The sequence below is a fragment of the Kribbella sp. CA-253562 genome, assembly GCF_050942265.1.
Taxonomy (GTDB): Bacteria; Actinomycetota; Actinomycetes; order Propionibacteriales; family Kribbellaceae; genus Kribbella.
Genome location: NZ_CP192049.1, coordinates 2,855,443 through 2,881,275, shown reverse-complemented (window position 1 = coordinate 2,881,275; position 25,833 = coordinate 2,855,443). Strand labels below are relative to the sequence as shown.

At 70.2% G+C, this 25,833-nt stretch carries 29 protein-coding genes; 12 read left to right on the top strand and 17 right to left on the bottom strand.

The features are described 5' to 3' along the window. Entirely contained in the window at positions 1-453 is a 453-nt protein-coding gene (locus ACQPXM_RS13855) for a Fur family transcriptional regulator (protein ID WP_432948481.1), read from the bottom strand. A gap of 112 nt (positions 454-565) precedes the next feature. On the opposite strand from ACQPXM_RS13855, the gene ACQPXM_RS13850 reads away from it, so the two are divergent. Then, positions 566-1,555: a GNAT family N-acetyltransferase gene (locus ACQPXM_RS13850; protein ID WP_432948479.1), complete on the top strand. Its 990-nt coding sequence runs from the start codon at positions 566-568 to the stop codon at positions 1,553-1,555. Here the strand turns inward: ACQPXM_RS13850 and ACQPXM_RS13845 are convergent. The 7 genes from ACQPXM_RS13845 to ACQPXM_RS13815 form a co-directional block, all read right to left on the bottom strand. Beyond that, positions 1,552-2,268: a GNAT family N-acetyltransferase gene (locus ACQPXM_RS13845; RefSeq protein WP_432948477.1), complete on the bottom strand. Its 717-nt coding sequence runs from the start codon at positions 2,266-2,268 to the stop codon at positions 1,552-1,554. The two genes, ACQPXM_RS13850 and ACQPXM_RS13845, sit on opposite strands and share 4 nt — an antisense overlap. Then, the gene (gene era, locus ACQPXM_RS13840; protein WP_077013117.1) at positions 2,268-3,197 is read right to left on the bottom strand and encodes a GTPase Era; all 930 of its coding nucleotides are present in this window, start codon (positions 3,195-3,197) and stop codon (positions 2,268-2,270) included. Before era ends, ACQPXM_RS13845 begins: the two co-directional genes overlap by 1 nt. Beyond that, complete coding sequence (locus ACQPXM_RS13835; RefSeq protein ID WP_432948474.1) at positions 3,181-3,522, bottom strand: cytidine deaminase; 342 nt, start codon at positions 3,520-3,522, stop codon at positions 3,181-3,183. Before ACQPXM_RS13835 ends, era begins: the two co-directional genes overlap by 17 nt. Positions 3,523-3,550: 28 nt before the next feature. Beyond that, on the bottom strand, positions 3,551-4,864 hold the full coding sequence (locus tag ACQPXM_RS13830) for a hemolysin family protein (protein WP_432948472.1): 1,314 nt from the start codon (positions 4,862-4,864) through the stop codon (positions 3,551-3,553). 7 nt (positions 4,865-4,871) lie between these two features. Continuing rightward, entirely contained in the window at positions 4,872-5,348 is a 477-nt protein-coding gene (gene ybeY / locus ACQPXM_RS13825; protein WP_077013115.1) for an rRNA maturation RNase YbeY, read from the bottom strand. After that, a complete protein-coding gene (locus ACQPXM_RS13820) occupies positions 5,345-6,271 on the bottom strand; it encodes a PhoH family protein (RefSeq protein ID WP_432951019.1) in 927 nt (308 codons plus the stop codon). Before ACQPXM_RS13820 ends, ybeY begins: the two co-directional genes overlap by 4 nt. Before the next feature lie 190 nt (positions 6,272-6,461). After that, positions 6,462-6,875: a hypothetical protein gene (locus tag ACQPXM_RS13815; protein ID WP_432948470.1), complete on the bottom strand. Its 414-nt coding sequence runs from the start codon at positions 6,873-6,875 to the stop codon at positions 6,462-6,464. A 205-nt stretch (positions 6,876-7,080) separates the two neighbouring features. On the opposite strand from ACQPXM_RS13815, the gene ACQPXM_RS13810 reads away from it, so the two are divergent. The 3 genes from ACQPXM_RS13810 to ACQPXM_RS13800 all read left to right on the top strand — a co-directional run bounded on the left by ACQPXM_RS13810 (position 7,081) and on the right by ACQPXM_RS13800 (position 9,019). Beyond that, on the top strand, positions 7,081-7,296 hold the full coding sequence (locus tag ACQPXM_RS13810) for a hypothetical protein (RefSeq protein WP_432948468.1): 216 nt from the start codon (positions 7,081-7,083) through the stop codon (positions 7,294-7,296). 110 nt (positions 7,297-7,406) lie between these two features. Beyond that, positions 7,407-7,916 (top strand): SigE family RNA polymerase sigma factor, encoded by a 510-nt coding sequence (locus ACQPXM_RS13805; RefSeq protein WP_237771132.1) that lies wholly within the window; start codon positions 7,407-7,409, stop codon positions 7,914-7,916. Further along, the gene (locus ACQPXM_RS13800) at positions 7,913-9,019 is read left to right on the top strand and encodes a Gmad2 immunoglobulin-like domain-containing protein (protein ID WP_432948465.1); all 1,107 of its coding nucleotides are present in this window, start codon (positions 7,913-7,915) and stop codon (positions 9,017-9,019) included. The genes ACQPXM_RS13805 and ACQPXM_RS13800 overlap by 4 nt, the downstream gene beginning before the upstream one ends. Here the strand turns inward: ACQPXM_RS13800 and ACQPXM_RS13795 are convergent. The 6 genes from ACQPXM_RS13795 to ACQPXM_RS13770 all read right to left on the bottom strand — a co-directional run bounded on the left by ACQPXM_RS13795 (position 9,012) and on the right by ACQPXM_RS13770 (position 14,578). Next, positions 9,012-9,659, bottom strand: a complete 648-nt coding sequence (locus ACQPXM_RS13795) for an SAM-dependent methyltransferase (RefSeq protein ID WP_432951017.1) — start codon at positions 9,657-9,659, stop codon at positions 9,012-9,014. The genes ACQPXM_RS13800 and ACQPXM_RS13795 overlap by 8 nt on opposite strands. Positions 9,660-9,759: 100 nt before the next feature. Beyond that, on the bottom strand, positions 9,760-10,539 hold the full coding sequence (locus ACQPXM_RS13790; RefSeq protein WP_432948463.1) for a 16S rRNA (uracil(1498)-N(3))-methyltransferase: 780 nt from the start codon (positions 10,537-10,539) through the stop codon (positions 9,760-9,762). Between the two features lie 23 nt (positions 10,540-10,562). Continuing rightward, positions 10,563-11,705 carry a molecular chaperone DnaJ gene (dnaJ, locus tag ACQPXM_RS13785; RefSeq protein ID WP_432948462.1) on the bottom strand — a complete coding sequence of 381 codons (1,143 nt, stop codon included), beginning with the start codon at positions 11,703-11,705 and terminating at the stop codon, positions 10,563-10,565. Between the two features lie 28 nt (positions 11,706-11,733). Beyond that, the gene (hrcA, locus tag ACQPXM_RS13780) at positions 11,734-12,753 is read right to left on the bottom strand and encodes a heat-inducible transcriptional repressor HrcA (protein ID WP_432951015.1); all 1,020 of its coding nucleotides are present in this window, start codon (positions 12,751-12,753) and stop codon (positions 11,734-11,736) included. 95 nt (positions 12,754-12,848) lie between these two features. Continuing rightward, complete coding sequence (locus ACQPXM_RS13775; RefSeq protein WP_432948460.1) at positions 12,849-13,952, bottom strand: Gfo/Idh/MocA family protein; 1,104 nt, start codon at positions 13,950-13,952, stop codon at positions 12,849-12,851. Continuing rightward, entirely contained in the window at positions 13,937-14,578 is a 642-nt protein-coding gene (locus ACQPXM_RS13770) for a ThuA domain-containing protein (protein WP_432948458.1), read from the bottom strand. The genes ACQPXM_RS13775 and ACQPXM_RS13770 overlap by 16 nt, the downstream gene beginning before the upstream one ends. A gap of 133 nt (positions 14,579-14,711) precedes the next feature. On the opposite strand from ACQPXM_RS13770, the gene ACQPXM_RS13765 reads away from it, so the two are divergent. The 5 genes from ACQPXM_RS13765 (at position 14,712) to ACQPXM_RS13745 (ending at position 18,693) form a co-directional block, all read left to right on the top strand. Then, entirely contained in the window at positions 14,712-15,056 is a 345-nt protein-coding gene (locus ACQPXM_RS13765) for an EF-Tu/IF-2/RF-3 family GTPase (protein ID WP_432948456.1), read from the top strand. A gap of 22 nt (positions 15,057-15,078) precedes the next feature. Continuing rightward, positions 15,079-15,975, top strand: coding sequence for an MBL fold metallo-hydrolase (locus ACQPXM_RS13760; protein ID WP_432948454.1), 897 nt, complete (start codon positions 15,079-15,081; stop codon positions 15,973-15,975). Between the two features lie 70 nt (positions 15,976-16,045). Then, positions 16,046-17,572, top strand: coding sequence for an NCS1 family nucleobase:cation symporter-1 (locus ACQPXM_RS13755; RefSeq protein WP_432948453.1), 1,527 nt, complete (start codon positions 16,046-16,048; stop codon positions 17,570-17,572). Between the two features lie 53 nt (positions 17,573-17,625). Then, a complete protein-coding gene (locus ACQPXM_RS13750; protein WP_432948451.1) occupies positions 17,626-17,820 on the top strand; it encodes a hypothetical protein in 195 nt (64 codons plus the stop codon). Between the two features lie 48 nt (positions 17,821-17,868). Next, positions 17,869-18,693: a DUF3097 domain-containing protein gene (locus tag ACQPXM_RS13745; protein WP_432948449.1), complete on the top strand. Its 825-nt coding sequence runs from the start codon at positions 17,869-17,871 to the stop codon at positions 18,691-18,693. Here ACQPXM_RS13745 and ACQPXM_RS13740 read toward each other — a convergent pair. Next, positions 18,668-21,256 carry a DUF3376 domain-containing protein gene (locus ACQPXM_RS13740; protein WP_432948448.1) on the bottom strand — a complete coding sequence of 863 codons (2,589 nt, stop codon included), beginning with the start codon at positions 21,254-21,256 and terminating at the stop codon, positions 18,668-18,670. The genes ACQPXM_RS13745 and ACQPXM_RS13740 overlap by 26 nt on opposite strands. Positions 21,257-21,397: 141 nt before the next feature. Between ACQPXM_RS13740 and ACQPXM_RS13735 the strand changes: the two genes are divergently transcribed. Then, positions 21,398-22,084 (top strand): hypothetical protein, encoded by a 687-nt coding sequence (locus ACQPXM_RS13735; RefSeq protein ID WP_432948446.1) that lies wholly within the window; start codon positions 21,398-21,400, stop codon positions 22,082-22,084. Further along, complete coding sequence (locus tag ACQPXM_RS13730; RefSeq protein ID WP_432948444.1) at positions 22,077-22,910, top strand: hypothetical protein; 834 nt, start codon at positions 22,077-22,079, stop codon at positions 22,908-22,910. The genes ACQPXM_RS13735 and ACQPXM_RS13730 overlap by 8 nt, the downstream gene beginning before the upstream one ends. Before the next feature lie 6 nt (positions 22,911-22,916). Here the strand turns inward: ACQPXM_RS13730 and ACQPXM_RS13725 are convergent, their stop codons facing one another. Further along, a complete protein-coding gene (locus ACQPXM_RS13725) occupies positions 22,917-23,936 on the bottom strand; it encodes a LacI family DNA-binding transcriptional regulator (RefSeq protein WP_432948442.1) in 1,020 nt (339 codons plus the stop codon). 197 nt (positions 23,937-24,133) lie between these two features. Between ACQPXM_RS13725 and ACQPXM_RS13720 the strand changes: the two genes are divergently transcribed. Further along, positions 24,134-24,337: an STAS domain-containing protein gene (locus ACQPXM_RS13720; RefSeq protein ID WP_432948440.1), complete on the top strand. Its 204-nt coding sequence runs from the start codon at positions 24,134-24,136 to the stop codon at positions 24,335-24,337. A 3-nt stretch (positions 24,338-24,340) separates the two neighbouring features. On the opposite strand, the gene ACQPXM_RS13715 is transcribed toward ACQPXM_RS13720, so the two are convergent. After that, positions 24,341-25,669: an ABC transporter substrate-binding protein gene (locus tag ACQPXM_RS13715; RefSeq protein ID WP_432948438.1), complete on the bottom strand. Its 1,329-nt coding sequence runs from the start codon at positions 25,667-25,669 to the stop codon at positions 24,341-24,343. Positions 25,670-25,833 lie beyond the last annotated feature (164 nt).

Genomic DNA, 25,833 nt, shown 5'->3' with positions numbered 1-25,833 from the left:
TCAACCTCTCGATGTGGTGGCTGGTTCAGAACTTGCGGCGGAACACGCCGGGCACAGCCCCCAGTACACGACCTCGGCCTCGTCGACGGCGAAGCCGTGCTGGTCGGACGGGTGCAGGCAGGGGGCCGCGCCGACGGCGCAGTCCACGTCTTCGATGGCGCCGCAGGACCGGCAGACCACGTGGTGGTGGTTGTCGCCCACGCGGGCCTCGTACCGGGCGACCGAACCGGCCGGCTGGATCCGCCGCAGCAGGCCCGCGTCGGTCAGCGCCCGCAGGACGTCGTACACGGCCTGGTGCGACACGTCGGGCAGCTCCTCGCGGGTGGCCCGGATGATCGCGTCGGTGTCGGCGTGCGGATGGGAGTGCACGGCGGTCAGGACGGCCAGCCGTGGCCGGGTGACCCGCAGCGCGGCCTCGCGCAGCAGTTCGGTGGGGTCGGAGTGCAGGGCCATCACACAGATACTTTCGGATGTTTTTGAATCGGTCAAGATTCACTGCCCTGGCAAGATTCTCACCCCCGGAAAACCTCTGGCGGTCAACGATGCCGCCCGCCAGTCTGGGCGGGTGGACATCACCAGGCTCTCCCCCGACGACGAGGTCGGGTGCGCGGACGCCGTGGCGCTGTTTCAGGCCACGCACAAGCTCGACTGCCCGGACGCGCTGCTGCCGACCGCTCGCGGTTTCGCGGCGCACCTGAAGTACGGCTGGGACGGCGATCCCGGACAGGCGTACCTGGCCCGCGACGAGGACGGCACGCTCGCCGGGGTGCTGAGCGTCGAGCTGCCGACCTACGACAACACGAACCTGGCCTGGTTCGAGGTCGAAGTGCACCCGGACCGGCGGGGCCGCGGCCTCGGCGGCGAGCTGCTCGCGTACGGCGAAGGGCTGGCCGAGGAGCTCGGCCGGACCTCGCTCGGGCTGAGCGCGTGGGACCTGCCGAAGGCCGACCTGTTCGCGCGGCGGCAGGGCTACGAGCCGAAGGCCATCGAGGTGAACCGGCGCCAGGATCTGACCGCGCTGGACTGGGACCTCGTGCAGCGCCTGTACGACGAGGCGGAGCGCGCGGCGTCGGCGTACGAGCTGGTGCGGGTGAGCGGGGAGCTGCCGGCCGAGCTGCTCGACGGGATGGTCGCGGTGACCGCGTCGATCAACGACGCGCCGAAGGACGAGCTGGACATCGAGGACGACGAGTACAGCCCGGAGCGGTTGCGGGCCTACGAACAGGCGCAACTGGCGCACGACCGGAACCTGTACCGGGTGATCGCCCGCGAACGGGGCACCGGCGAGCTGGCCGGGCACTCGACGATCACCGTCGAGCGGGAGCGGCCGCACATCGCCGAACAGGCCGACACCGCGGTGTCCCGCGACCATCGTGGGCATCGACTCGGCGCGCTGGTGAAAACCGGCATGCTGCTGTGGATGCGCGAGGCCGAACCGGCGCTGACCCAGCTCGACACCTGGAACGCCGAGTCGAACGCGCACATGATCGGCATCAACGAGAAGCTCGGGTACCACGTGGTGGCCCGCTCGATCGCTTACCAGAAGTCGATCTAGACGACCTGGAGGACGGTCACCCTGGTGTGGCTGCTGACCGTGAAGCCGAGGGCTTCGTAGAGGCGGATCGCGCTCAGGTTGCTCGTGCCGGTGTGCAGGAAGGGCCGGTCGCCGCGCCGTTCGATGCCAGCGGCAACGGCTCGGATCAGGCGGGTGGCCAGGCCTTGGCCTCGATGATCGGGGTGGGTGCAGACGGCGCTGATCTCGGTGTGGCCGGGCAGGCGGTACCGCTCGCCGGCCATCGCGATCAGCTCGCCGTCGCGCCGCAGCCCGAGGTAGGTCCCCAGCTCGACGGTCCGCGCGCGGAAGGGGCCTGGGTCGGTGAGCTCGACCAGGCTCAGCATCTCGGGTACGTCGTCCGGACCGAGCACCTCACATTCGGCGTCCTCGAGGCCCAGACCGGGCGGGGCGACGAACTGCACCAGGTCGATCGTCAGGTCGACCTTGAACAGCTCGGGCACCACGAGGGACGGATGCTTGATCGCGACCACTCGCCCACGCCCGATCAGCTCGGCGGCGTCGGCCCAGTCCTGCTCGGTCGGCTCGTCGGGCAGCCCGAGGAACGGCGCCATGTCCGACGGATAGACCCGAGCGTTCCCGCGAACCTCCGCGAACGACGCGTGCGGACCGGACAGCGCCGCGAAGGCGGGATTGAGCAGCGCCGGGATCCGCGACGCCACCGTGCTCGCGTCGCGGGCGATGCTCTCACCCATCAGAACCCGAGCTTCTTCAGGTGCTTGGCGTCGGTCTGCCAGTTCTTGGCGATCTTGACGTGCAGGTCGAGATAGACCGGCGTACCGAGCAGCGCCTCGATCTGGCGGCGGGCGTTGGCGCCGACCTCGCGCAGGCGGGCGCCCTTGTGGCCGATCACGATGCCCTTCTGGCTGTCCCGCTCCAGGAAGATGTTCGCGTAGATGTCCAGCAGCGGCTTGTCGTCCGGGCGGCCCTCGCGCAGCATCATCTCGTCGATGGTGACCGCGATCGAGTGCGGCAGCTCGTCCCGGACACCTTCCAGCGCGGCCTCCCGGATCAGCTCGCCGACCAGGATCTCCTCCGGCTCGTCGGTGACGTCGCCGTCGGCGTACAGCGGCATGCCCTCCGGCAGCAGCTTGACCAGCTCGTCGGCGACCACGTCGACCTGGAACCCGTCGACCGCCGAGACCGGGACGACCGAGGCCCACTCGATGCCGTGCGCCTCGCCGAGCGCGGCGATCTCGGCCAGGTGCTCGGCCATCCGGTCCGGGCCGACCAGGTCCGCCTTGGTGGCCAGCGCGACCTTCGGGGTCTTGGCGACCTTGGCCGCCTCGCCGACCAGGAACCGGTCGCCCGGCCCGATCCGCTCGCTGGCGGGCAGGCAGATCGCGATCACGTCGACCTCGGCCCAGGTGGTCTTGACCACGTCGTTGAGCCGCTCGCCGAGCAGGGTCCGCGGCTTGTGCAGCCCCGGGGTGTCGACCAGGATCAGCTGCGCGTCGTCGCGGTGCACGATGCCCCGCACCGCGTGCCGGGTGGTCTGCGGCTTGGACGAGGTGATCACGATCTTCTGGCCGACCAGCGCGTTGGTCAGCGTCGACTTGCCCGCGTTCGGCCGCCCGACGAAACAGGCGAAACCGGATCGGAACTGCTCAGGTGTGGACGACATCACGAACCTCTCCGTTGCCATCAGCAACGACTACGGGCAGCGCGGCGCCACCGAAGTACCGGACCACCTCGACATCGACCGCCTCGGTCCCGGCGTCGGTGACCAGCGCGGCCGCCTCGATGCCCTTCACGCCGGACGAGACCGCCATCGCGACCGCGAGCTGCAGCGCGGACAGCAGCACCGTGTCGAGCTGGACCGTACAGGCAGCGTACGTCCGTCCGTCGGAGTCGCGCACGGCGGCACCCTCGGTCGCGCGGGTGCGGGCGCGGGCGGCACGGGCCAGGGTGACCAGTTTGGCGTCCTCGGCCGAGAGGTCAGCGGGCAACACAAACTCCAGTGTCTCGTGGGCGGCGTCAGGCAGTCTGGTGACTGCTGTCCTGCGGCTGCTCGGCGAGCTCGTCGGTTCGCCGGACCAGCACCGTACCGATCTGGTTGCGGCGGCCGGACGGCCGTTCCGCGGTGAGGGACAGACCCAGCCCCTCGATCTCGACCTGGGCGCCCGGGATCGGCACCTTGCCGAGCAGCTTGGCCATCAGCCCGCCGACGGTGTCGACGTCGTCGTCGTCCAGCGGGACGCCGAACAGCTCGCCGAGCTCGTCGATCGGGTAGCGGCTGGAGACCCGGAAGGCGCCGTCGGACAGCGCCTGCACCGGCTCCGGCGCCTCGTCGTACTCGTCGGTGATCTCGCCGACGATCTCCTCCAGGATGTCCTCGATGGTGACCAGGCCGGCGGTGCCGCCGTACTCGTCGACGACCATCGCGACGTGCATCCGGGCCGCTTGCATCTCACGCAGCAGCTCGTCGACCGGCTTGGAGTCCGGCACGTACATGCACGGGCGCATCACCGACTCGACCCGCTCGGTCGACTCCGACTGGGCGTTGTCGTAGACGCGGCGCATCACGTCCTTGAGGTAGACCACGCCGAGGATGTCGTCGAGCGAGTCGCCGACCACCGGGATCCGCGAGTACCCCGAGCGCAGCGCCAGCGAGGTCAGCTGGCGCAGCTTCTTGTGCCGCTCGATGTAGACCATGTCGGTGCGCGGCACCATCACCTCGCGCACGATCGTGTCGCCGAGCTCGAAGACCGAGTGGATCATCTGGCGCTCGTTGGACTCGATCACCGCGGACTTCTCGGCCAGGTCGACCAGCGCGCGCAGCTCGGACTCGGTCGCGAACGGGCCGGCCGCGAAGCCCTTGCCCGGGGTGAGCGCGTTGCCGATCAGGATCAGCAGCTTCGGGATCGGGCCGAGCACGGTGGTCAGCGCCATGATCGGGCCGGCCGACAGCATCGCGAACCGGTCGGAGTGCTGCCGGCCGAGCGTGCGCGGGGCGACGCCGATGATCACGTAGGAGATCACCACCATCACCACGGCGGTGACCAGGATGTGCTCCCAGGTCACCGTGAGCACGTTGGACAGCGCCTGGGTGACCAGCACGATCGCGGTGATCTCGCAGCTCAGCCGGACCAGGAGCAGGGTGTTCAGGTAGCGCGGGGCGTCGGTGAGCAGGTCGCGCAACCGGACCGCGCGGGTGTTGCCCTGCTCGACCTGCTCGTCGGCCCGCACCTTCGAGTACGCCGAGATGGCCGCCTCGGCGCCGGCGAACACACCGGCGAGCAGAACGAGCACCGCAGCCACAACCAGCAGGACGCCGTCGTGGTAGCTCACCGCAGCGTCACTCCTCGCCGAGCCGGTTTCCCGGTGCGCGCCAGGCTTCCAGCAGCCGCCCCTGGACTTCCCACATCTCCGCCTTCTCGGCCGGTTCGGCGTGGTCGTAGCCGAGCAGGTGCAGAATGCCGTGCACGGTCAGCAGCTCGAGCTCGGCCCAGGTGCCGTGACCGGCCTTGGCGCCTTGCGCGGCCGCCACCGTCGGGCACAGGGCGATGTCGCCCAGGTGCCCGAGCGGGGGCTCGGCGTCGTCGTTGTCACTGCCCGGACGCAGCTCGTCCATCGGCCACGACATCACGTCGGTCGGGCCGGGCAGGTCCAGGAACTCGACGTGGTAGCGCGCCATCGTGTCCTCGTCGACCAGCTTGATCGACAGCTCGCACTCGGGGTGCAGGCGCAGGCTCGACATCACGAAGCGGCTCAGCCGCATCAGTCCGTGGGCGTCGATCTCCACGCCGGACTCGTTGTTGACCTCGACGTTCATCGGTTCGGTTCAGCGCTGCCTTCGTAGTTTTCGTAGGCCGACACGATCCGGCCGACCAGCTTGTGCCGGACGACGTCGTGCGACGTGAGCCGGCAGAACGTCAGGTCCTGGACGCCTTCGAGAATGTCCTGCACCACCCGCAGGCCGGAGTTCGTGCCGGTCGGCAGGTCGACCTGGGTGACGTCGCCGGTGACCACCATCTTGGAGCCGAAACCGAGCCGGGTGAGGAACATCTTCATCTGCTCGGGCGAGGTGTTCTGCGCCTCGTCCAGGATGATGTAGGCGTCGTTCAGCGTCCGGCCGCGCATGTAGGCCAGCGGCGCGATCTCGATCGTGCCGGCCGTCATCAGCCGCGGGATCGACTCGGGGTCGAGCATGTCGTGCAGCGCGTCGTACAGCGGGCGCAGGTACGGGTCGATCTTCTCCGACAGCGTGCCGGGCAGGAAGCCGAGCCGCTCGCCGGCCTCGACGGCCGGCCGGGTCAGGATGATCCGGTTGACCTCCTTGGCCTGCAGCGCCTGGACCGCCTTGGCCACCGCCAGGTAGGTCTTGCCGGTACCGGCCGGGCCGATGCCGAACACGATCGTGTTCTTGTCGATCGCGTCCACGTAGCGCTTCTGGTTCAGCGTCTTGGGACGGATCGTGCGGCCCCGGCTGGACAGGATGTTCTGGGTCAGCACGTCGGCCGGGCTCTCGACGGTCTCGGCCTTGATCATCGCGATGCTGCGCTCGACGGAGTCGGCGGTCAGCCCGTGACCGGTCCGGACGACGGCGATCAGCTCGTCGATCAGCCGCTCGGCCAGCGCCAGCTCGGCCGGCTCGCCGTTCATCGTGATCTCGTTGCCGCGGACGTGGATGTCGGCGGCGAACTCCTTCTCGACGATCCGGAGGAACTCGTCCCGGGCGCCGAGCAGCGCCACCATGTCGATGCTGTTCGGCACGACGACCTTGTGGGTCGCCTTCGGCGGTTCGCTACCGCCGGCGCGCGTCGCATCCGGGTGCGACGGCTCGATACTGCGTGGCCTGGACAGCCTTTCCTCCTGGTGCCTGGTGACGATGACCTGATCCATGCTAGCCGCAGGCTCCGACACCGCCATCCGATAAAACCCCGGTTCACCCCTCGACAGGCCGCTGACCAGCACTTTTGCCCAGTTCAAGCCGCCGGTCACGTTCGGCACGCCACCGCGCGTCAGCCACCAAGCTGACCACCACGCCCGCGCCCGAAGCCCTGACCAGCGGTTCGAGCGTCTCCCGCAGGACCAGCTCCGCCAGGTCGGGATCCCGCAGCCCGAGCTCGTGTGCCGCCAGGATCCGGTACGTCGCCTCGACCGCGGCCCGGACCGTCCCGGACCCAGCCGGCGGCTGGTCGAACGCCCCGGCGTGCGTGTTCCGGCCGTCGTCGATGCCGATCAGATGCCCGGGGGTGAACACGTGCAGAGCCTGGACGGCTGCTGTGGGGTCGCCCGAGTACACCGCGTAGTCTCGCCAGGCATGCGCTCCGCTGTAGCTGTCCTGCATCGCGTGCACGGCCGCTCCGAGGTGCCGCGTCAGCGCACGTCCGCTCGAGCGCCGGGCGAGGCGCAGTTCGGTGGTGACGAAGTCGGCGGCGATCCGCAGGTTGTCGGGGCCCGGGCGGAACGGGTCGGCCAGGAAGTGCTGCCGCTGGACGTCGGGATTCGTGTACGCCGAGTGCAGGGTCGGGCCGAGGCCGGCGTACGGGATGGTTCGGCCGGTGTTGGCGACGTTTCGTGATCAGGCCGACGGCGAAGGTCCGGTCCTGTCGAGCCTGGGCACGGTCGAGCTCGGCGGCGTACCGGTCCCGCCCGACACCGCGGATGCGCCCGTCGGGGCCCGCGAGTACGGCGTACAGGCGGTCGACCGCGGCCGTGGTGAGTTCGCGGTGGCCGGACCAGTGGTGGTTGCCGTGCTGTCTCATCGGGGCTCCTGATGCGTCGCAGGTCACCTGACCAGAACGAATCGGCGGAAGGTTGTCAACCTGGGACAGGTCCGTCGCGTCATCGTCACGTGGCACAACCGGCGGTGGTGTATGACGAGTGCGTGGCTCAGGAGTCCTCGTGGAACGCCGACGAGGCGCTGACGGCTGTCTACACGGCGCACTACACGTCGTTGGTCCGCCTCGGCGCCCTGCTGCTGCGTGACCGGGGCGCGGCCGAGGAGATCGTGCAGGACGCCTTCGTCGCGATGCACGCGCGCTGGCACCGGCTGCGTGATCCGCACAAGGCGCTGGCGTACCTGCGGACCGCCGTGGTGAACCGGTGCCGGTCCCGGCAGCGGCATCTGGTCGTCGTGGACAAGCACATGCCACGTTCGCTGCCCGACGAGCCGAGCGCGGAGCAGGCCGTCCTGCGCACCGCGGAGACCGACCGGGTGATCGAAGCGATGCGCACCCTGCCGGAGAAGCAGCGCACCGTGATGGTGCTGCGGTACTACGGTGAGCTGTCGGAGGCGGAGATCGCCGACACGATGGGGATCAGCCGGGGATCGGTGAAGAGCCATGCCGCGCGGGCGACCAAGTCGCTGCGCCAGGTCCTGGAGCGGAACGCATGAGTGAGCACCCGAACGACGAGTTCGACGAGCTGATGCGGCGGGCCCTGCACTCCGAGGCCGACCGGATCGAGCCGGCCGACGGGCTGCACGAGATCCAGGCCCGGGTGCGGAGCCAGCGCGCGCCGGTCAACCGCCGGGGTTGGGTGGTCACGACCGGTGCGGCCGTGGTCGGGACCGCGGCCGCGATCGGCGCCTTCGCGCTGCTGAACGGCGAGGACCGGCCAGCCGGTGACAGCGAGGTGGCCGGCGCTCCGAAGACCACCGCCACCGCGACCGGTTCCGTGGAGAGCTCGTTGCCGCCCAGCGCCGCCCCCAGTCCGTCGGCGACCACTCCGAGCGAGTCGAGGCCGACCGCGCTGCCGACGAAGAGCGGCAAGCTGGAGCCCAAGGGCTCCGGGGCGATCCCGGTCTACTGGCTGGGCCGGACGGACGGGATCGACACCGGCGCGGGCCTTCGGCTGTACCGGACCTTCGCGCAGTTCGAGGGCCGGCCGACGTACTCGGCGCTGCAGTTGATGGTGGCGGGCAAGTCCAGCGACCCCGACTACACCTCACCGTGGATCGGTGCGCAGGTCTCGGAGGTCCGGTTGTCCGGCGCGCTGACGACCGTGGACTTCGCCAAGCTGCCCACGGAACGGCTCGATCAGGGCGTGGCGCAGATGGCGCTGCAGCAGCTCGTCTACACGGTCCAGGGCGCGAGCGGACAGACCGTCCCGATCGAGGTGACGCTGCGCGGCAAGCCGGTGACCCACCTGTTCGGCGTCGAGATCAAGCAGCCGCTCGGACGCGCCCAGTCGCTCGACGTACAGGCGTTCATCTGGATCACGACGCCCGAGAACGGCGCGGTCGTGCGGTCGCCGCTGAAGGTCAGCGGCGTCGCCGCCGCCCATGAGGCCCAGCTGAACTGGCGGATCACCTCCGACGACACCAAGCGGGTGGTCGACGAGGGGGTGGCGACGACCCAGGAGGCGTACAAGTTCACGCCGTACTCGTTCGTCGTGGCCAAGCTGCCCGCCGGGCGCTACACGTTGGAGGTGTTCGAGGTGTCGGTCGCCGACGGCCGGCAGACCTCGACCGACACGAAGTCGATCCTGGTCAAGTAGAACGCCCGTCCGGCGGCCGGACGAAGCTGAACAGCTGCCGGCCGGTCTCGAGCGGCCGCGGGTCGGCGGTCAGGCGGTGCACGCCGACCGACCAGAGCACGTCGTCCGGGGCGTCGTACGAGAGTTCCTCGAAGCCGGCGCCGGCGAACCAGCCGCGGATCGCCGGGCACAGGTTCGGCTCCTCGCGGACGCGGGTCCAGATCACCGTCGCGCCGGGCGCGCAGAACTGCGGCAGCGCCTGGACGGTGGCCTCGACGTCGGCGTCGCTGATGTTGCCGAAGACGCCGCAGAACATCACCAGGTCGGCCGGTACGGCGCCGGCGTACGCGTCGGTGCGGCCGGCGTCGGCCTCGACCACCTCGACTCCGGTCAGGCCGTTCACGGTCGCGGCGGCGCGAGCCAGGCCGGCGTTGCGGTGGTCGAGCTCGACCAGCCGGGCGGTGACGCGGCCGCGGGCCGGATGGGTGGCGAGGACCTCGATCAGGTCACGGCCCTGTCCGGCGCACGCGCTGACGACGCGGATCGGGCCGTCCGGTTCGGCGTCCAGGTGCTGCCGGATCGCCCGCTGGACCGAGGCCAGCCGGCGGCTCAACGGCGACTCCTCGTCCTCGTACGACGCGTGCCACTCCAGCCAGTCCATCGAGCTCAAACCGCGGTCCTCCGGGGTGGTCGGGACAACTCAGGACAGGAAGCCGGGACTGCGGTCAGGGCACAACCTGTCCGCGGTCCCGCGGTGGTGGTCAAGGTCCCGACGCGATCCAGCGGCCGTGGGCGAGCAGGACCGCCGCGGCGGCGACACCGGCGGTCGACGTCCGCAGCACGGTGTCGCCGAGCAGCACCGGCTCGGCGCCGAAGGTCTCCAGCTCGGCGTCGGTGATCCCGCCCTCGGGGCCGACCACGATCACCACGTCGCCGGTGGTCGGTGGGGTGAGGGTCGCGAGCGGCGTCTTGGCTTCCTCGTGCAGTACGGCGGCCAGCGCGGCGCCGCTCAGCAGTCGCGCGACGTCAGCCGTCGACGCCACCGGGGCGACCTCGCAGAACCAGCTCCGCCGGGACTGCTTGCTCGCCTCGAACGCCCACGACCGCCACTTGGTCAGCGTCTTCTCGACCCGCTCGGAATTGGCGCGGAACTGACTGCGGTCCGCGTTCCAGGGCACGATCAGGTCGACGCCGACCTCGGTCAGCATCTCCACCGCGAGCTCGGCCCGCTCCCCCTTCGGCAGAGCTTGGACGACGACCAGCCGCGGCGTCGGTTGAGGAACCGATCCCCGCCGGTCGACGGCGACGGTGATGCCCGACTTGCTCGCGGCCACCACAGCACCTTCGGCGAAACCCCCCCGGCCGTCGGTCAGCCGGACTCGCTCGCCCGGACCGATCCGCCGTACGACGGCGGCGTGCCGGCCTTCCGCGCCGTCGAGCACCAGCTCCTCACCTGCGGCGGAGGTGGTGTCCCCGGCTACGCCGGGAGCAGCCCGCACGTCCTCGCCCAGGTCGGCGAGGTGGAAGACCGGGAGTCCCATCGTCGGTGCCGGGGGCCGGCTGCTCAGTGGGCGCCGAAGGCGTCGCGGAGGCGGCCGAAGACGCCCTTGTGGGTGGCCTGGACCTGGCCCTGCGGGCGCTCCTCGCCCCGGGCGGCGGCCAGGTCGCGCAACAACTGGGCCTGCTGGTCGTCGATCTTCGTCGGGGTCTCGACGATGATCTGCACGATCAGGTCACCGCGGCCGGCGTGGCGCAGGCGCGGGACACCGCGGGCGGTGAGCGTCATCGCCGTGCCGGACTGGGTGCCGGGACGGATCTCCAGCGGCGTCGTCTCGCCCTCCAGCGTCGGCAGGTCGATCGTCGTCCCGAGCGCGGCCGCGGTCATCGGCAGCGTGACCGTGCAGTGCAGGTCGTCGCCGTTGCGGCTGAAGATCTCGTGCGGCTCGACCTCGATCTCGACGTACAGGTCGCCGGCCGGGCCGCCGCCCGGGCCGACCTCGCCCTGGCCGGACAGCTGCACGCGGGTGCCGCTGTCGACACCGCCGGGGATCTTCACGGTGACCGTACGCCGCGAGCGCACGCGGCCGTCGCCGGAGCACTCGACGCACGGGTTGGGAATGGTGGTGCCGAAGCCGCGGCAGTTCGGGCAGGGGCGCATCGTCCGGACCTCGCCGAGGAACGAGCGCTGCGTGTGGGTGACCTCACCGCGGCCGTGGCAGATCTCGCAGGTGACCGGCTCGGAGCCCGCCGCCGCACCCGAGCCCGAACACGTCGGGCACACCACAGCGGTGTCGACCTTGAGCTCACGGGTCGTGCCGAAGGCCGCCTCGCTCAGGTCGATCCGCAGCGGGATCAGCGCGTCCTGGCCACGCCGGGTGCGCGGCCGCGGTCCGCGGGTCGCGCCGCCGGTCTGGCCGAAGAAGGCGTCCATGATGTCGGTGAAGGTGAACGCCTGGCCGAAGCCCGCGCCCGCCCCGCCCGGTCCGGCGCTCGCGAACGGGTCGCCGCCGAGATCGTGGACCTGCTTCTTCTGCGGGTCGCTCAGCACCTGGAAGGCGCGGCCGATCTCCTGGAACTTGGCGTGCGCGTCCTCGGAGTCGTTCACGTCCGGGTGGTACTGGCGGGCCAGCTTGCGGTAGGCCTTCTTGATCTCGTCCTGGGACGCGTCACGGCTGACGCCGAGGACGGCGTAGTAATCGGTGCTCATACTCCAGACCAGAGGTAGGGGAAAGTCATCAGGAGTCGGCCAGGATCTGGCTGACGTAACGCGCGACGGCACGAACCGCGCCCATCGTGCTGGGATAGTCCATGTGGGTCGGGCCGACGATGCCGAGCGTGGCCAGCGCCTCCGACTTGGAGCCGTACCCGGTCGCGACCACCGAGGTGGTGGCCAGTTCCTCGTACGGGTTCTCGTGCCCGATCCGGACCGTCAGCGTCTGCGGGTGGGTGGCCTCGCCGAGCAGCTTGAGCAGGATCACGTGCTCCTCGAGCGCCTCCAGCACCGGCTTCACGTTGCGCTCGAAGTCGTCGCCGTACCGGGTCAGGTTGGCCGCGCCACCGACGGCGATGCGCTGCTCGCCCTCGTCGGTGAACGCCTCCAGCAGGGTCGTCACGATCGCCGCGACCAGGGCGCGGTCGACCGGCGGGAAGGTCTCGGGCAGGCCCGCCAGCGCGGTGGCCGCGTCGGTCAGCCGCTTGCCGGTGAGCGCCGTGTTCAGCCGGGAGCGCAGGTCGGCGACCAGCTGCTCGTCGACGTCGTCCGGCGCCTCGACGATGCGCTGCTCGACCCGGCCGGTGCTGGTGATCAGCACCAGCAGCATCCGCCGCGGGGTCATCGTGACCACCTCGACGTGCCGCACGCTGGACCGGGTCAGCGTCGGGTACTGCACGATCGCGACCTGGCGGGTGATCTGGGCCAGCAGCCGCACCGTACGGCGGACGACGTCGTCCAGGTCGACCGCGCCGCCGAGGAACGACGAGATCGCCTTCTTCTCGGCCGCGGACAGCGTCTTGACCGTGCTCAGCTTGTCGACGAACAGCCGGTAGCCGGCGTCGGTCGGGATCCGGCCGGCGCTGGTGTGCGGCTGGGTGATGTACCCCTCCTCCTCCAGCGCGGCCATGTCGTTGCGGACGGTGGCCGGCGAGACGCCGAGATTGTGCCGGTCGACCAGAGTTTTCGAGCCGACCGGCTCGTGCGTGGCCACGTAGTCCTCGACGATGGCCCGGAGTACGTCCAGTTTGCGCTCGTCCAGCACGCGCACCACCCTCTCTTCCCTCGGGCTCAGTATCCGGCTCTGGCACTCAGACAGTCCGAGTGCCAGTCTACCGACCCGTAGCAGAGGTTGGCGCCTCAGGCAGTTTCGGGCGAGGCTCCCAACGGTACTGCGGCCGGCCGCTCGACCGTGCTGGTGACGTCCACCGGCTGGTCCTTGGCCGCGGCCTCGAGCACCGACTCCAGGACGTCGAGCACGTGGAAGGCCAGCGCGCCGTCCGCCCGGTGCGGCCCGCCGGTACGGATCGCGCGCGCCAGGTCAGCAACCCCGACACCGCGCCCGGCTCCGGCGTACCCGCCGGCGACCGGGACCTCGGTCCACTCGCGCCGGGACGCGGTCGCGATCTCGACCGTCCCGTCGAAGGCGTTCGGGTCGGGCACGGACAGGCTGCCCTCGGTGCCGTAGATCTCGATCCGCGGCAGTCGTGCGGCCCAGACGTCGAACGACATCAGCACGGTCGTCAGCGCGCCCGACTCGTGCTCGAGGATGCCGGTGACGTGCGTCGGGACGTCGACCGGGAAGGTCTGCCCGGCGCGCGGCCCGGTGTGCACCTTGCGCTCGTCCTGCGAGCGGCCGGCGCGGCCGGTCACCCGGCGTACCGGACCGAGCAGCGTGACCAGGCTGGTGACGTAGTACGGGCCCATGTCGAGCAGCGGGCCACCGCCGGGCTGGTAGTAGAACTCCGGCGCCGGGTGCCACAACTCGTGGCCCGGCGTGACGAACGACGCACTCGCGGCCGTCGGTACGCCGATGTCGCCGCGGTCGATCACGGCCCGGGCGGTCTGGGTGCCGGTGCCGAGCACGGTGTCCGGCGCGCAGCCGATCCGCAGCCCCTTCTCCTCGGCCAGCGCGAGCAGCGGCTGGGCCTCGGCGCGGTCGACCGCCAGCGGCTTCTCGCCGTACGTGTGCTTGCCGGCCTCGAGCGCGGCCCGGTGGACTGATGCGTGCGCGGCCGGGATGGTCAGGTTGAGCACGATGTCGACGTCCGGGTCGGCCATCAGCTCGTCCGTCGACAACGCCCGTACGCCGGGGTGCGCGTCGGCCACCGTCTGCGCCCGCGCGACGTCCAGGTCGGCGACGGCGGCCACCTCGACGCCCGGCAGCTTGGCCAGGTGGTCGAGATAGGTGCCGCTGATGACCCCGGTACCGACGATGCCGACGCGGCTCACTTGCTCGCCCACAGCAGCCCCCGCTCGATGATCGTGCGGACCTCGGGCTGCTCCAGGTCGGCCAGGGTGTGACCCGGCGTGCAGACGAAGACCTTGCCGTCGCCCCAGGTGCGGGTCCAGACCGCCGGCATCGTCGCGCCCTCGATCCACGGGAAGTCCGGGTGGGCCCGGAACGTGGTCGTGGCCAGCACGGTGTTGGTCGGGTCGGCGTGCACGTAGTACTGCTCGGTGTGCAGGTCGAACTGCGTGATGCCCTCGACGATCGGGTGATCGGAGACCACGTCGATCCGGTGGTCGACGAAGCCGCCCGGGTGCGAGACGAACTGGCCGCCGGTCATGAAGCTGTAGTCGGCGCTGTTGCGGAACGAGTCGACGATGCCGCCGTGCCAGCCGGCCAGGCCGGTGCCGTTGCGGACCGCGGTCTCCAGGCCCTTGACCTCCTCGGCGGTGATGTCGCCCATGCTGATGCACTGCAGCACCAGGTCGGTGCCGTCCAGGTCGAGGTAGCTCGAGGTGCTCTCCGAAACGGTCACCTCGAACCCGTTGTCGCGCAGGAAGGGGATGAACAGCTCGGTCGCCTCGACCGGGAGATGACCTTCCCAGCCGCCCCGGACCACCAGTGCCCGTCGTGTCGTCACGCCGCCCGCCCTTCAGAGATCGGATCTTTGGAACTGCCTAGGCGACCCTAAGCGGCGGCCGGAGCCCCTTCAACCCCCGTTCCGCCCGCTGGATGCCGCTTTCCGGAACCGGCCACCGCATAGGGTCACCGGCATGGGATGGAAGTTCTGGAAGAACGACGAGCGCCCGCAGGACACCGCGCCGGCCGAGCCGCCGCGGCTGCAGGACGACGTGCCGTTCCAGTTGCGGGTGGAAGACGTGTTCTCGATCACGGGTCGTGGCACGGTCGTCACCGGCCGGGTGCTGGCCGGCGTGGTCCGGGTGAACGATTCGGTGGCCGTGCAGCGGGGCGGTGCCGAGGTGCTGCGCACCGTCGTCACCGCGGTGGAGATGTTCCGCCGCACGACGGACCGAGCGACGGCCGGCGACAACGTCGGGCTGATGCTGCACGGCGTCGAGAGGTCGGACGTGCAGCAGGGTGACGTGCTGACCCACTGAGGCCGCGGCTAAGGTCGGCGGTATGAGTGAGTGGACCGAGCTGGGCGATCGATGCTGGGTCCGCCGGTATCGCGAGTGGGACCTGAACGTCGGGCTGGTCGTCGGTGACGACGGCGCGCTGGTGATCGATCCGCGCGCGTCGACCGCGCAGGCCGAGCAGGTGCTGGCCGAGATCCGTATGCTGACCGACCTGCCGGTGAAGTGGGTGGTCAACACGCACGCGCACTTCGACCACACCTTCGGGAATGCGGTCTTCACCGAGGCGGCGAGCTATGCGCACGAGAACGCCGCGGCCGCGCTGGCCGAGCGGGGACCCGCGCTGCAGGAGCACTACCGCGACAACCCGGGCACCGACCCGGCGTACCCGGAGATCCCGGCCGAGGTGCTGGCCGAGGTGGCCGCGACCGAGTTGGTTGCCGTCGACAACACTTTCGCGGTGGCCAAGGTGATCGACCTGGGCGGCCGGCGGGTCGAGCTGCTGCATCTGGGCAACGGGCACACCGACGGCGACGTCGTGGTCGTCGTGCCGGACGTGGACGTGTTCTTCGTCGGCGATCTGGTCGAGGAGTCCGCGCCGCCGTCGTACGGGGACGACTCGTATCCGCTGGAGTGGCCGGAGACGCTCGACCGGGTGATCGGCCTGCTCGGCGCGGAGTCGAAGGTCGTGCCCGGGCACGGCGCAGTCGTCGACGCGGAGTTCGTCCGCGAGCAGGCGGGCGATCTGGGCACGGTCGCGAACACGATCTCCGGGCTGCACCACGCCGGTACGTCGCTCGAGAACGCGCTGAAGCACACCGACGACTGGCCCTGGCCGGTCGAGCACCTGGAGCAGGCCGTACGCCGCGGGTACTGCGTCCTGGGGACTCCGCGCCGGCCGGCGCTGCCGATGCTCGGGCTGGGCGGCGAGCACCAGAAGTAGTTGTCCGTTGACACAGTGACAGCTCATCCCGCACGTTGTTGCGAAGCATCGACGGGATGGGGTGGGACCAATGGTCAGCACGGATCAGCTCGGTCACCCGGACGGAAGGGTCGAGCTCGACGACCCGGCCGTGGTCGCGCAGAGCCGGTACGGCAACGAGGAGCTGGCGCCGACGCGGATCGCCGAGCGGCGCTGGACGACGTACAACTACGCGGCGCTGTGGATGGGCATGGCGCACAACATCCCCAGCTACCTGCTCGCCTCGGGTCTGGTCGCGATCGGGATGAACTGGCTGCAGGCGTTCCTGACCATCACGCTCGGCAACTTGATCGTGCTGGTCCCGCTGCTGCTGAACAGCCATGCGGGCACGAAGTACGGGATCCCGTTCCCGGTGTTCGCGCGGGCCTTCTACGGCGTGCGCGGCGCGAACTTCCCGGCGCTGCTGCGCGCCTTCGTGGCCTGCGGGTGGTTCGGCATCCAGACGTGGATCGGCGGCCAGGCGATCCACGTCATCGTCGGTGAGCTGGCCGGTTCCGGCTGGCAGAACGCGTCGGCGATCGGCGGGCATCCGTGGACGCTGTGGCTGAGCTTCGCATTCTTCTGGGTGCTGCAGATGTGGCTGATCTGGCGCGGCATCGAGGGTCTGCGGCGGTTCGAGAACTGGGCCGCGCCGCTGGTCACGGTCGCCTTCCTCGCACTGATGATCGCGATCCTGGTCAAGGCCGGTGGGCCCGGCCCGATCCTGTCGCAGCCGTCGGCGCTGGGCTGGGACGCGGACTTCTGGACGATCTTCGCGCCGTCGCTGATGGGCATGATCGCGTTCTGGGCGACGCTGTCGCTGAACATGCCCGACTTCACCCGGTTCGGCGCCGGCCAGCGCCAGCAGGTGCTCGGGCAGATCATCGGCCTGCCGACGACGATGTCGTTCATCGCGCTGGTCTCGATCGTCACCACCTCCGGCACGGTCGTGGTCTACGGCTCGGCGATCTGGGACCCGGTCGAACTGACCCGCCGCTTCGAGAACCCGGTGGTGGTCACGATCGGCCTGGTGATGGCGATCCTGGCCACGATGTCGTGCAACGTCGCCGCGAACGTCGTCAGCCCGTCGTACGACTTCGCCAACGCGTTGCCCCGCTGGCTCACGTTCCGTACGGCGGGCCTGCTGACCGGGGTGATCGGCGTCCTGATCCAGCCGTGGCGGCTGCTCACCGATCCCGACATCTACATCTTCGCCTGGCTCGGCTTCTACGGCGGCCTGCTCGCCTCCATCGCGGGCGTCCTGATCGCCGGCTACTGGCTGATCGACCGCACCCACCTGCAACTCGCGGACCTCTACCTCCCCCACCGCCGCTACTGGTACACCGCCGGCTGGAACTGGCGAGCCGTCGTCGCCACCTGCATCGGCTCCCTGCTCGCCGTGGGCGGCGCGTACGGCGGTCCCTTCCCCGACGACGGGTTGATCCCGTTCCTCCAGCCCCTGTACGACTACTCGTGGCTGGTGGGCCTGGCCGCTGGCCTGCTCATCTACCTGGGTCTCACCATCGCCGTCCCCCAGCGAACCAACCAGTCCAGCCACGCGGCACCAACCGTTCGGTGACGCTCCGCGAATGGACAAGCATTCGACTCCGGTCTAGAGCAGAATGGGTGGCCATGACCGAACCGACGCAGCAGGTCGTCCAGCACGATGACGAGATCGTGGTGAATCGCGGCTCGCTGCACCGGAGGTTTGGGGCGACCGACGACTGGGACTCCCCCGAGACCAACGCCGACATCGCCCGCGACTTCGGGATCACGGGACCAAGGACCGATTCGCGAACACCCACGCGTACGACGTCCCTCTGGTGAAGGCGCGTCGGTGCTTCCCTCGCCTTGCTCGGCGCTTACGGTTTACCGGTGGCTGACAGGTATGGGAACGACGTGCTGGCCGGGGATTGGCGCAAGCCCAAGAACGGGCGGACCGTCGACCTGGAGCTGGAAAAAGGGATGGTTGTCGAGGAGCCGAGTTCGGGGTTCGTCGGGGCGGTGGTGCGGTGGGAGCACGGGGTGGTCGACCTGGAGGACCGGTTCGGCAAGATCCGGAGTTACCCGATGGGGCCGGGGTTCTGGGTGGAGGGCAAGCCGGTGAGTCTGGTCGCGCCGAAGAAGGCGGGGCCGGCGAAGAAGACCCGGACGGCGTCCGGGTCGGTCGCGGTGGACAACGTGCGGGCCCGGGTGGCGCGGGCGAGCCGGATCTACGTCGAGGGCCGGCACGACGCGGAGTTGGTCGAGCGGGTCTGGGGTGACGACCTGCGGATCGAGGGCGTGGTCGTCGAGTACCTGGAGGGCATCGACGACCTGCCGGCCATCGTCAACCGGTACCAGCCGGGCCCGGGCCGGCGGCTCGGCGTACTGGTGGACCACCTGGTCGAGGGCTCGAAGGAGTCGAAGATCGCGGCCCAGGTGAACAACCGGCACGTGCTGGTCGTCGGGCACCCGTTCATCGACATCTGGGAGGCGGTCAAGCCGTCGTCGGTCGGCATCGCCGAGTGGCCGCGGATCCCGCACGGTGAGGACTGGAAGAAGGGCGTGCTGAAGACGTTCGGCTGGCCGGCCACCGACCAGGCCGACGTCGCGGCCGCCTGGAAGCACATCCTGTCGAAGGTGAAGAGCTTCGCCGACCTCGAACCCGCCCTGCTCGGCCGGGTCGAGGAACTCATCGATTTCGTGACGATGGACTGATCTCGGGCAGCCGCGCTTCGATCCACCGCCGGATTCGCCGCCGCGCCCTGCGCACGTACGTCGACACGACGAACAGCACCGCCGCAAGGGTCAGCACCACCCCGGCCAGCAAAGCAGCCACAACCCGTACGCCGGCCGCCTCCACCACCCCCGCGACAACGAGCAGCAGCACCCCGACCCCCGCGGCCGCAATCGGCAACCACTGCTGGAACACCAACGGCCGTCGGACCTCACCCAGATCCGGTGACCGCACCAGCCGGTTCCACAACGTCTCCCGCGCCGGCGCCGTGAACCACCGGACCAGCCCGAGCAGCCAGGACCGCGGCTCGTTCCTGCGCGCCGCCGAAGCCTTCACCCAATCGCCGACCTGCGGACTCACCCCACCCGACACGTCGACGAGCCGGTCGGCCAGTCCCCTGGTCGTCGCGCGGCCCGCCTTGGAGCCGTTCAGCTCGTCGCGCATCGTCGTCAGCGCACCGAGCCCGGCGTCGACTGGGAAGTCCTCGGCCAGCTTGCGCACCTGCTGCGCCAGGTCGTCGACGGTCCACTCCTCCGCGGCCAGCACCTGCCGCTGCGTCTCCCGGATCCACGCCGGCTCCGCGCCGAGCATCGCCCCGAGATGCGCGACGCAGTGCAGCCGGCCCATCAGCCAGTCCCAGCGCCGCCACTCGGCCGCACCGAACGCGCCGAAGTGACCGACCTGTGTGCCGTACAGGATCCTGTCCTTCAGCTCGTTCGCGATCGATCCCTCCGGCAGCTCGTCCAGCAGCGTGAGCGGGATGTCCGGCCCGAGCCGGAGGAACTGGAACGGCGCACTGCGCTGCAGCGGGTTCCGCGCCGAGGTGCACCGCGACACGATCTCGACCTCCAGCGCGGTGTCCACCATCACCGGCCCGACGGCCGCGACCAGGGAGGCGAACTCGTCGCCGAGGGCCCGCTGGATCTGCAGCGACTCGAAGATGTCGTTCACCGCGACCGCGACCGCCTCCGCGCCACCGGCCGGGCGCAGGTCGAGATCGGCCGCGGTCAGCTCGGCCGACAACGCGTCCCGCACCGCCTGCACCTTCAGCAGCGTGTCACTCGATGCCTTGAGCCACTTCTCCAGCTCGTCGCGCTCGACCGGCCCGGCAGTGTCGATCTGCGTCCGCAGCGACCGCAGCACCAGCCGTACGACGCGCTCCGCCGCGCCCGTTCCCCACGGCCAGCAGGGATTTCCGTCGACGTCCCGGCGCAGCAACGCCGTCGACCCGTCCGGCCCGGGGACCCACGGATGGTCGGTCGCGAGGATCTCGTCGATCTCCTGCTCCGACAACGCCGTCGCCGCGTCCAGCACGGTCGGCCGGTCCGGCGAGGCGACCGTGACGGCCTCCCACACGCCACCGGCCGCCCGCCCACGCGAGTACGCCGGTTGCAGCAGCGCGGCGGCCTTGTGCAGCGCGCCCCGGTCCTCCGGGTGATGCATGCACCGGTCGAACAGCCGCTGGGTGTCGGACCAGGACGCGTCCGCCTCGAGCAGCAACCGTTCGAGCTGCTCGACGTCGGAGCGGAAGTCCACCTCGCGCGGGAACTGCACGGCCGACAACGCCGCGACCCGCCAGCTCGGCTCGGTGGCCTCGGGCAACCGGGTCGCGGCCAGACCGATCCCGGCCGACGGTACGACGTACAGGACGTATCGGCTGGCCTTGCTTGTCACCGGCCGCCGGGCGACGACGTCCAGCACCGGCCCGAACGGCGCATTGTCGAGTACGCCGCCGTCGATCAGCCAGGCGCCCGATCCCGCCTGCTGTTGACCGGGTTGCACGCGGGGCGGACTCGCGGCCATGTTCGGTGTCTCCAGCACCGGTCCGAAGGCGACCGGGAACGACGCCGACGCCCGCGCGGCCCGGGCGAGCAGCTTGGTGTCGCTCAGCCCGTTGACCGGATCCAGCGAGAACGACCGCGTCGGGCCGTCGTACAAGGCGCGGTGCTCGCTGGTGAAGGCGAACAGATACCGGTGATCCGGTACGACGAACCGCTGCCCGGCCGCGTCCTTCGCCTCGAACTGCTGGACCCCGAGCCCGGACGCCGTGACGAACAACGTCACCGGCTCGGCCGCGGCGGACCGGCCGCCCCCGGCGACGCCCCTGAGCAACTCCTTCAGCTCGGTCAGGAAGTAGTCCCCGTCGAGCACCGACGTGGACGGCTTGCCGACGGCCGGGACGAGCATGCCGACCTCCAGCGATCCCAGCCCGACCCACTTCTGCCGCAGCCACGGCCCGTTGTCGTCGCCGGGGTCGAGCGTCGAGCCGTGCGCGACAGCGGTCGCGAGCAAAGACCCGTTCAGGCCGCCCGCGCTGGTCCCGGCGATCACGTCGACGACGACCTTGCGCTGTTCCCCGTCGCGGCGGCACAGGTCGCGCCAGCGCTGCGCCAGCAGTTCGTCGTACGGCTGGGCGGGCGGTGCGTCGCCGCCCGCGGACGCGCGACGGATCAGATCGAGCTCGTGGGTGACACCGCCCATCCAGACCGCCAGGCTGACGCCGCCGTTGAGCACCAGCGCGATCCGGATCTCGTGGTCGGACATGGTCTCCCCCCTCGTCCACTACGAGGAATACCACGCGCCCGGCGGTGGAAACAGAGGTCGGCAGCGGAGAGTGAACAAAGCCGGCCGAACTGTTGCCGGGTCGCCGCACCGGGGTCATTCTGGCCAGTGGGGGTGATGCTGATGTCCCGGTGGGGAAAGGCATCCACGATCCTGCTGGTGCTGTGCCTGGCGGGATGCTCGGACGGGAGCGGAAACAGCACCGACGACGCCGGCGGTGACCAGACCGGTGGCGACTCGACCAGTGCGCCGGTCGCTTCGGACAGCACCGACGAGCCGTCGATCGAGCCGACCGAGGCCGAGCGGCCGCAGACCCCGCAGTCCAAGCCCGCGATCAAGAACGCGAAGCTGCCGGTCGGCGGTCAGGTCGAGTTCGACGACAAGGGCCGGTCCTGTTTCGCGCCCGGCTGGAACGGCGGGGAACTGCCGTCCGGCGTGCAGATCAAGGTGCTCCGGTACGAGCTGACCAACCCGTCGGTCGTACGGTTCGGTTCGGGATCGTGCCCGGACGGGCCGGCGTGCGTGGAGGGCAGCGAGTTCGGCAGCGGCGCGAGCAGTTGCTACCTCGTGCTGGAGAAGGCCGGTCCGGGCAGCACCGTGCTGAACCTCTTCGGCGACGTGACGTGCGAGACCGAGGCCCTGTGCTCCAAGGTGGACAGCGAATACCTGCAGGCCGGCGGGCTGACCATCACGGTCGACGGCGGGGTCGTACCGGAGGAGTCGCCCACTCCGGAGGAGTCACCGTCGCCTGAGGAATCCCCGTCACCGGAGGAGTCACCGGCCCCGAGCCCGACCGGCTCGGATGGCTGAGCAGCGGGCCCAGATCGAACGCTGGGTGAGCTTCGCGGCCGGCATCGTCGCGCCGGTCACGCTGATCAGCGCACTGCTGTTCTACTTCGGCTACGTCTCCGCGCGCTCGCAGTACGAGTACTTCGGCATCGACGTCGACACGATCGGCCTGAGCACCCAGGACTACGTGATGCGCAGTCCGCAGCCGCTGCTCGTCCCCCTGCTCGTCCTCACCCTGCTCGCCGTCGCGGGTCTGCTGCTGCACCACGCGATCAAGCCCACCCAGACCGCCGTACGCCGGTCGCTCGTGGCCGCCGCCGCTCTGCTCGTGCTGGGGGTGATCGCGCTGTTCCTCTACCCGGCGATCGGCGACGTCCCGTACTACGCGTTGGTGGTCCCGCTGGTCATCGGTCTCGCGGCGGCTGCCCTCGGCTATCTCTCCTACGTCGCCGCGCGCCTGGCCGATCGGCGTCCGCCGGTGATCCTGATCGTGCTGCTCGGGGTGGTCACCACGACGTGCGCGTTCTGGGCGACCGCGACCACCGCGGAGTACTCCGGCCGCGGACTGGCCAAGTCCGACGCGGAGAACCTCGGGCGCTTCCCGGCGGTCATCCTGGACACGAAGGAACGGTTGCAGCTGCGCTCCCCCGGGCTCGAGGAGACGGCGCTGCGACCGGGCGCGGGCCAGACCTTCAACTACCGCTACCGCGGGCTGCGCGTACTGGTTGTCGGCGACAACCGATTGTTTCTCGTCCCGCAGCGCTGGAATCCGTCGAACACGACGCTGGTCGTCTCCCTGGACTCCTCGATCCGGGTCCAGTTCCAGTTCCAGAACGACCCGCCGTAGCGGCCGTCAGGCCGAACCGCGGACGACCAGTTCGGTGCCGTAGATCTCCGGGCTGGTCAGGTCGGCGCCGCCGATCTTGGCCAGCAGGAGCTCGGCCAGGCGCGCGCCCAGCTTCTCGACCGGCTGACGGATCGTGGTGAGCTGGGGCGTGGTCGTCGTCGCCACCACCGAGTCGTCGAAGCCGATCACGGCGACGTCGTCGGGGACCCGGCGGCCGCGCTGGGACAGCACGCGCAAGGTCGCCGTCGCCATCAGGTCGTTGGCCACGAAGATCGCGTCCAGGTCGGGATGCTCGTCGAGCAGCTGGATGGTCGCCTGCTCGCCGCCCTCGGCGGTGAAGTCGCCGATCACGACGGCCTCGGGGAACCCGGCTTCCGCCGCGACCTGCTGGTAGCCGGTCAGGCGGTCCAGGCCCGCGGTCATGTCGAGCGGCCCGGCGATGATGCCGATCCGCCGATGGCCCTTCGAGAGCAGGTACTCGACCGCGGTCCGGGCGCCGGCCACGTTGTCGACGTCCACGCTGGCGACCGGCACCTCGACGCCGAGCGGGCGCGCGCTGAACACGATCGGCAGCGGCAGCTGGGCCAGCTCCTGCAGCACGTTGTCGCGGCCGTGGTGGCTGACGATGATCGCGCCGTCGACGTGACCGCCGCGCAGGTAACGCAGCAGGCGCTGGTCGTCGCCCTCGGCGGGCTCGATCAGCAGGACCAGTTGCGACGAGGTCGGCGCGAGCGTGCGGCTCACCCCGCGGAGGATGCCGGCGAAGAAGGGGTCGGAGAACACCCGGCTGTCCGGCTCGGGCATCACCAGCGCGACCGAGTCCGTACGCCGCGTCACCAGCGCGCGGGCGGCCCGGTTCGGCACGTAGCCGAGCTGGCCGATCGCTCGCTCGACCGCCGCGACCGTGTCGGGCAGCACCTTCGGCGAACCGTTCACCACGCGGGACACGGTGGCCCGGGAAACCCCCGCGAGCGCGGCCACCTGCTCCAACGTCGGAGTCCCACCGTCCTGACCCTCGACAACCATGGGACCTCCTTGACGCGAAATGACCTTCACACGGTAGTACCTTTCCGGCCCGGCCGACGGACATATCCGCGCCTGGTGCGTCTCGCCGCTTCCGACCTCACCTCCGTCCGGGCGGCCCCGCGCTCGCCCCGGCGGCTGAAGACCGAGGCGCTGGCCGGTCTGGTCGTCGCGCTGGCGCTGATCCCAGCAGCGACTTGGTGCACCGGTTCGACTACCGCGGTGATCCCGGCACAATGCTGATCGACCTGACCGGCTCGCACGTGTGGGACGCGTCCAGCGTGGCCACGCTGGACGCGATCACCACCAAGTACGCCCGCTACGGCAAGACCGTGCGCATCGTCGGCCTCAACCCGGCCAGCGCCGAACGCCACGCACGGCTGGCCGGCCGGCTCGGTCCCTGACTCTCAATTGCCCACTCGGGTGTTGGCCGCCTTCTCGGCCTCGCGGAGCGCCTGTTTCCACGCCGCCTGCGGGGACTGCTTGCCCTGGTCCACCCGTTCCAGCGCGTCGGTGAAGACCTGGTTGATCTCACCGTCGCGCGGGCCCTTGTGCTGCTTGAGGATCACGTTGTTGGCCCGGTTGATGAAGATCTTCCCGACCGGCGCGTTGTTGAAGTACTCGTTCACCTGCGACTTCACCTGCTCGGCGTCGTAGGCGTCGACGGTGGACGGGAACGAGCCGACCTTCTTGAACACCTTGATCTGCTGTTCCGGCGCCGTCAGCCAGGCGGCCAGCTTGGCGGCCTCCTCCGGCTGCGTCGACTGGGTCGGCACGGTCAGGTACGAGCCGCCCCAGTTCCCGCCGCCGCCGGGGAACACGTCGGCGACGTCCCACTTGCCCTTGCCGAACGAGCCCGCGTTGTCCTGGATCACGCCGAGCAGCCAGCCCGGGCAGGCCATCGTGGCGAACGCGTCGGAGCGGAACGCCCTGGTCCAGGCGTCGCTCCAGGCCGGCAGCTTGGCCGACAGTCCGTCCTGGCTGCCCGCGACGATCTGGTTCCAGGTCCTGACCAGCAGCTCGTTCTCGTCGCCGAGGTAGCGGTCCTCGTTGGAGTAGTAGGCCTCGATCAGCTGGTTGCGCATGGCTTCCCAGGTCAGCACCGCCGAGTCGTACCAGGCCGAGTTCGGCACCTTGGCCTTGAACCGGCGCCCGTAGGAGAAGTACGACGCCCAGTCGGGGAACAGCTTGGCGACCTCGGCCCGGTCGGTCGGCAGCCCGGCCTTGGCGAACAGGTCACGCCGGTAGCAGATCGCCTCCGGGCCGATGTCGGTGCCGTAGCCGATGATCTTTCCGTCCGGGGCGGTGGCGCCGGCCACCTTCCAGTCCAGCCAGCGCGACGACAGCTCGTCGGCGCCGTACTGGCGCAGGTCGACGAACTTGTCCGCCTTGGCCAGGTACTTGTAGATCCAGCTGACCTCCATCGCCTCGATGTCGGCCATCCCGGACCCCGAGGCCAGATTGGTCTCCAGGTTCTTGATGTGCTCGTCGACGGTGGCGGCGCGGCGTTCGGTGATCTTCACGCTCGGGTGCGCGGCCTCGTACTCGCGGTACAGGTCGCTGTAGCCGAACTCGTTGAACGTCGCGATGGTCAGTTCGACCCGGGGCCCGTCGGCGGTCTTGCCGGCCGCGGCGTCGGGCTGGTCGCTGCCGCCACAGGCGCCGACCAGCAGGGTGAGGCTGCAGGCGAGCACGGCGACGGTGGTGCGGGGGCGGAGGCGGGCCTTGGGCCGCATGTGAGTTGCTCCCTGTGATTCGGACGGGTTGAGAGCGCTCCCCTTTCGGAAAGTGACCTGAGTTTCGAGCGTTCGAACCGGATGTGTCAAGGACCACATCGTCACGCTGAGATACCGGGCCGCCTTCGTCAGTACATAGCTGACCGATTGGTCACGGTCAGCGC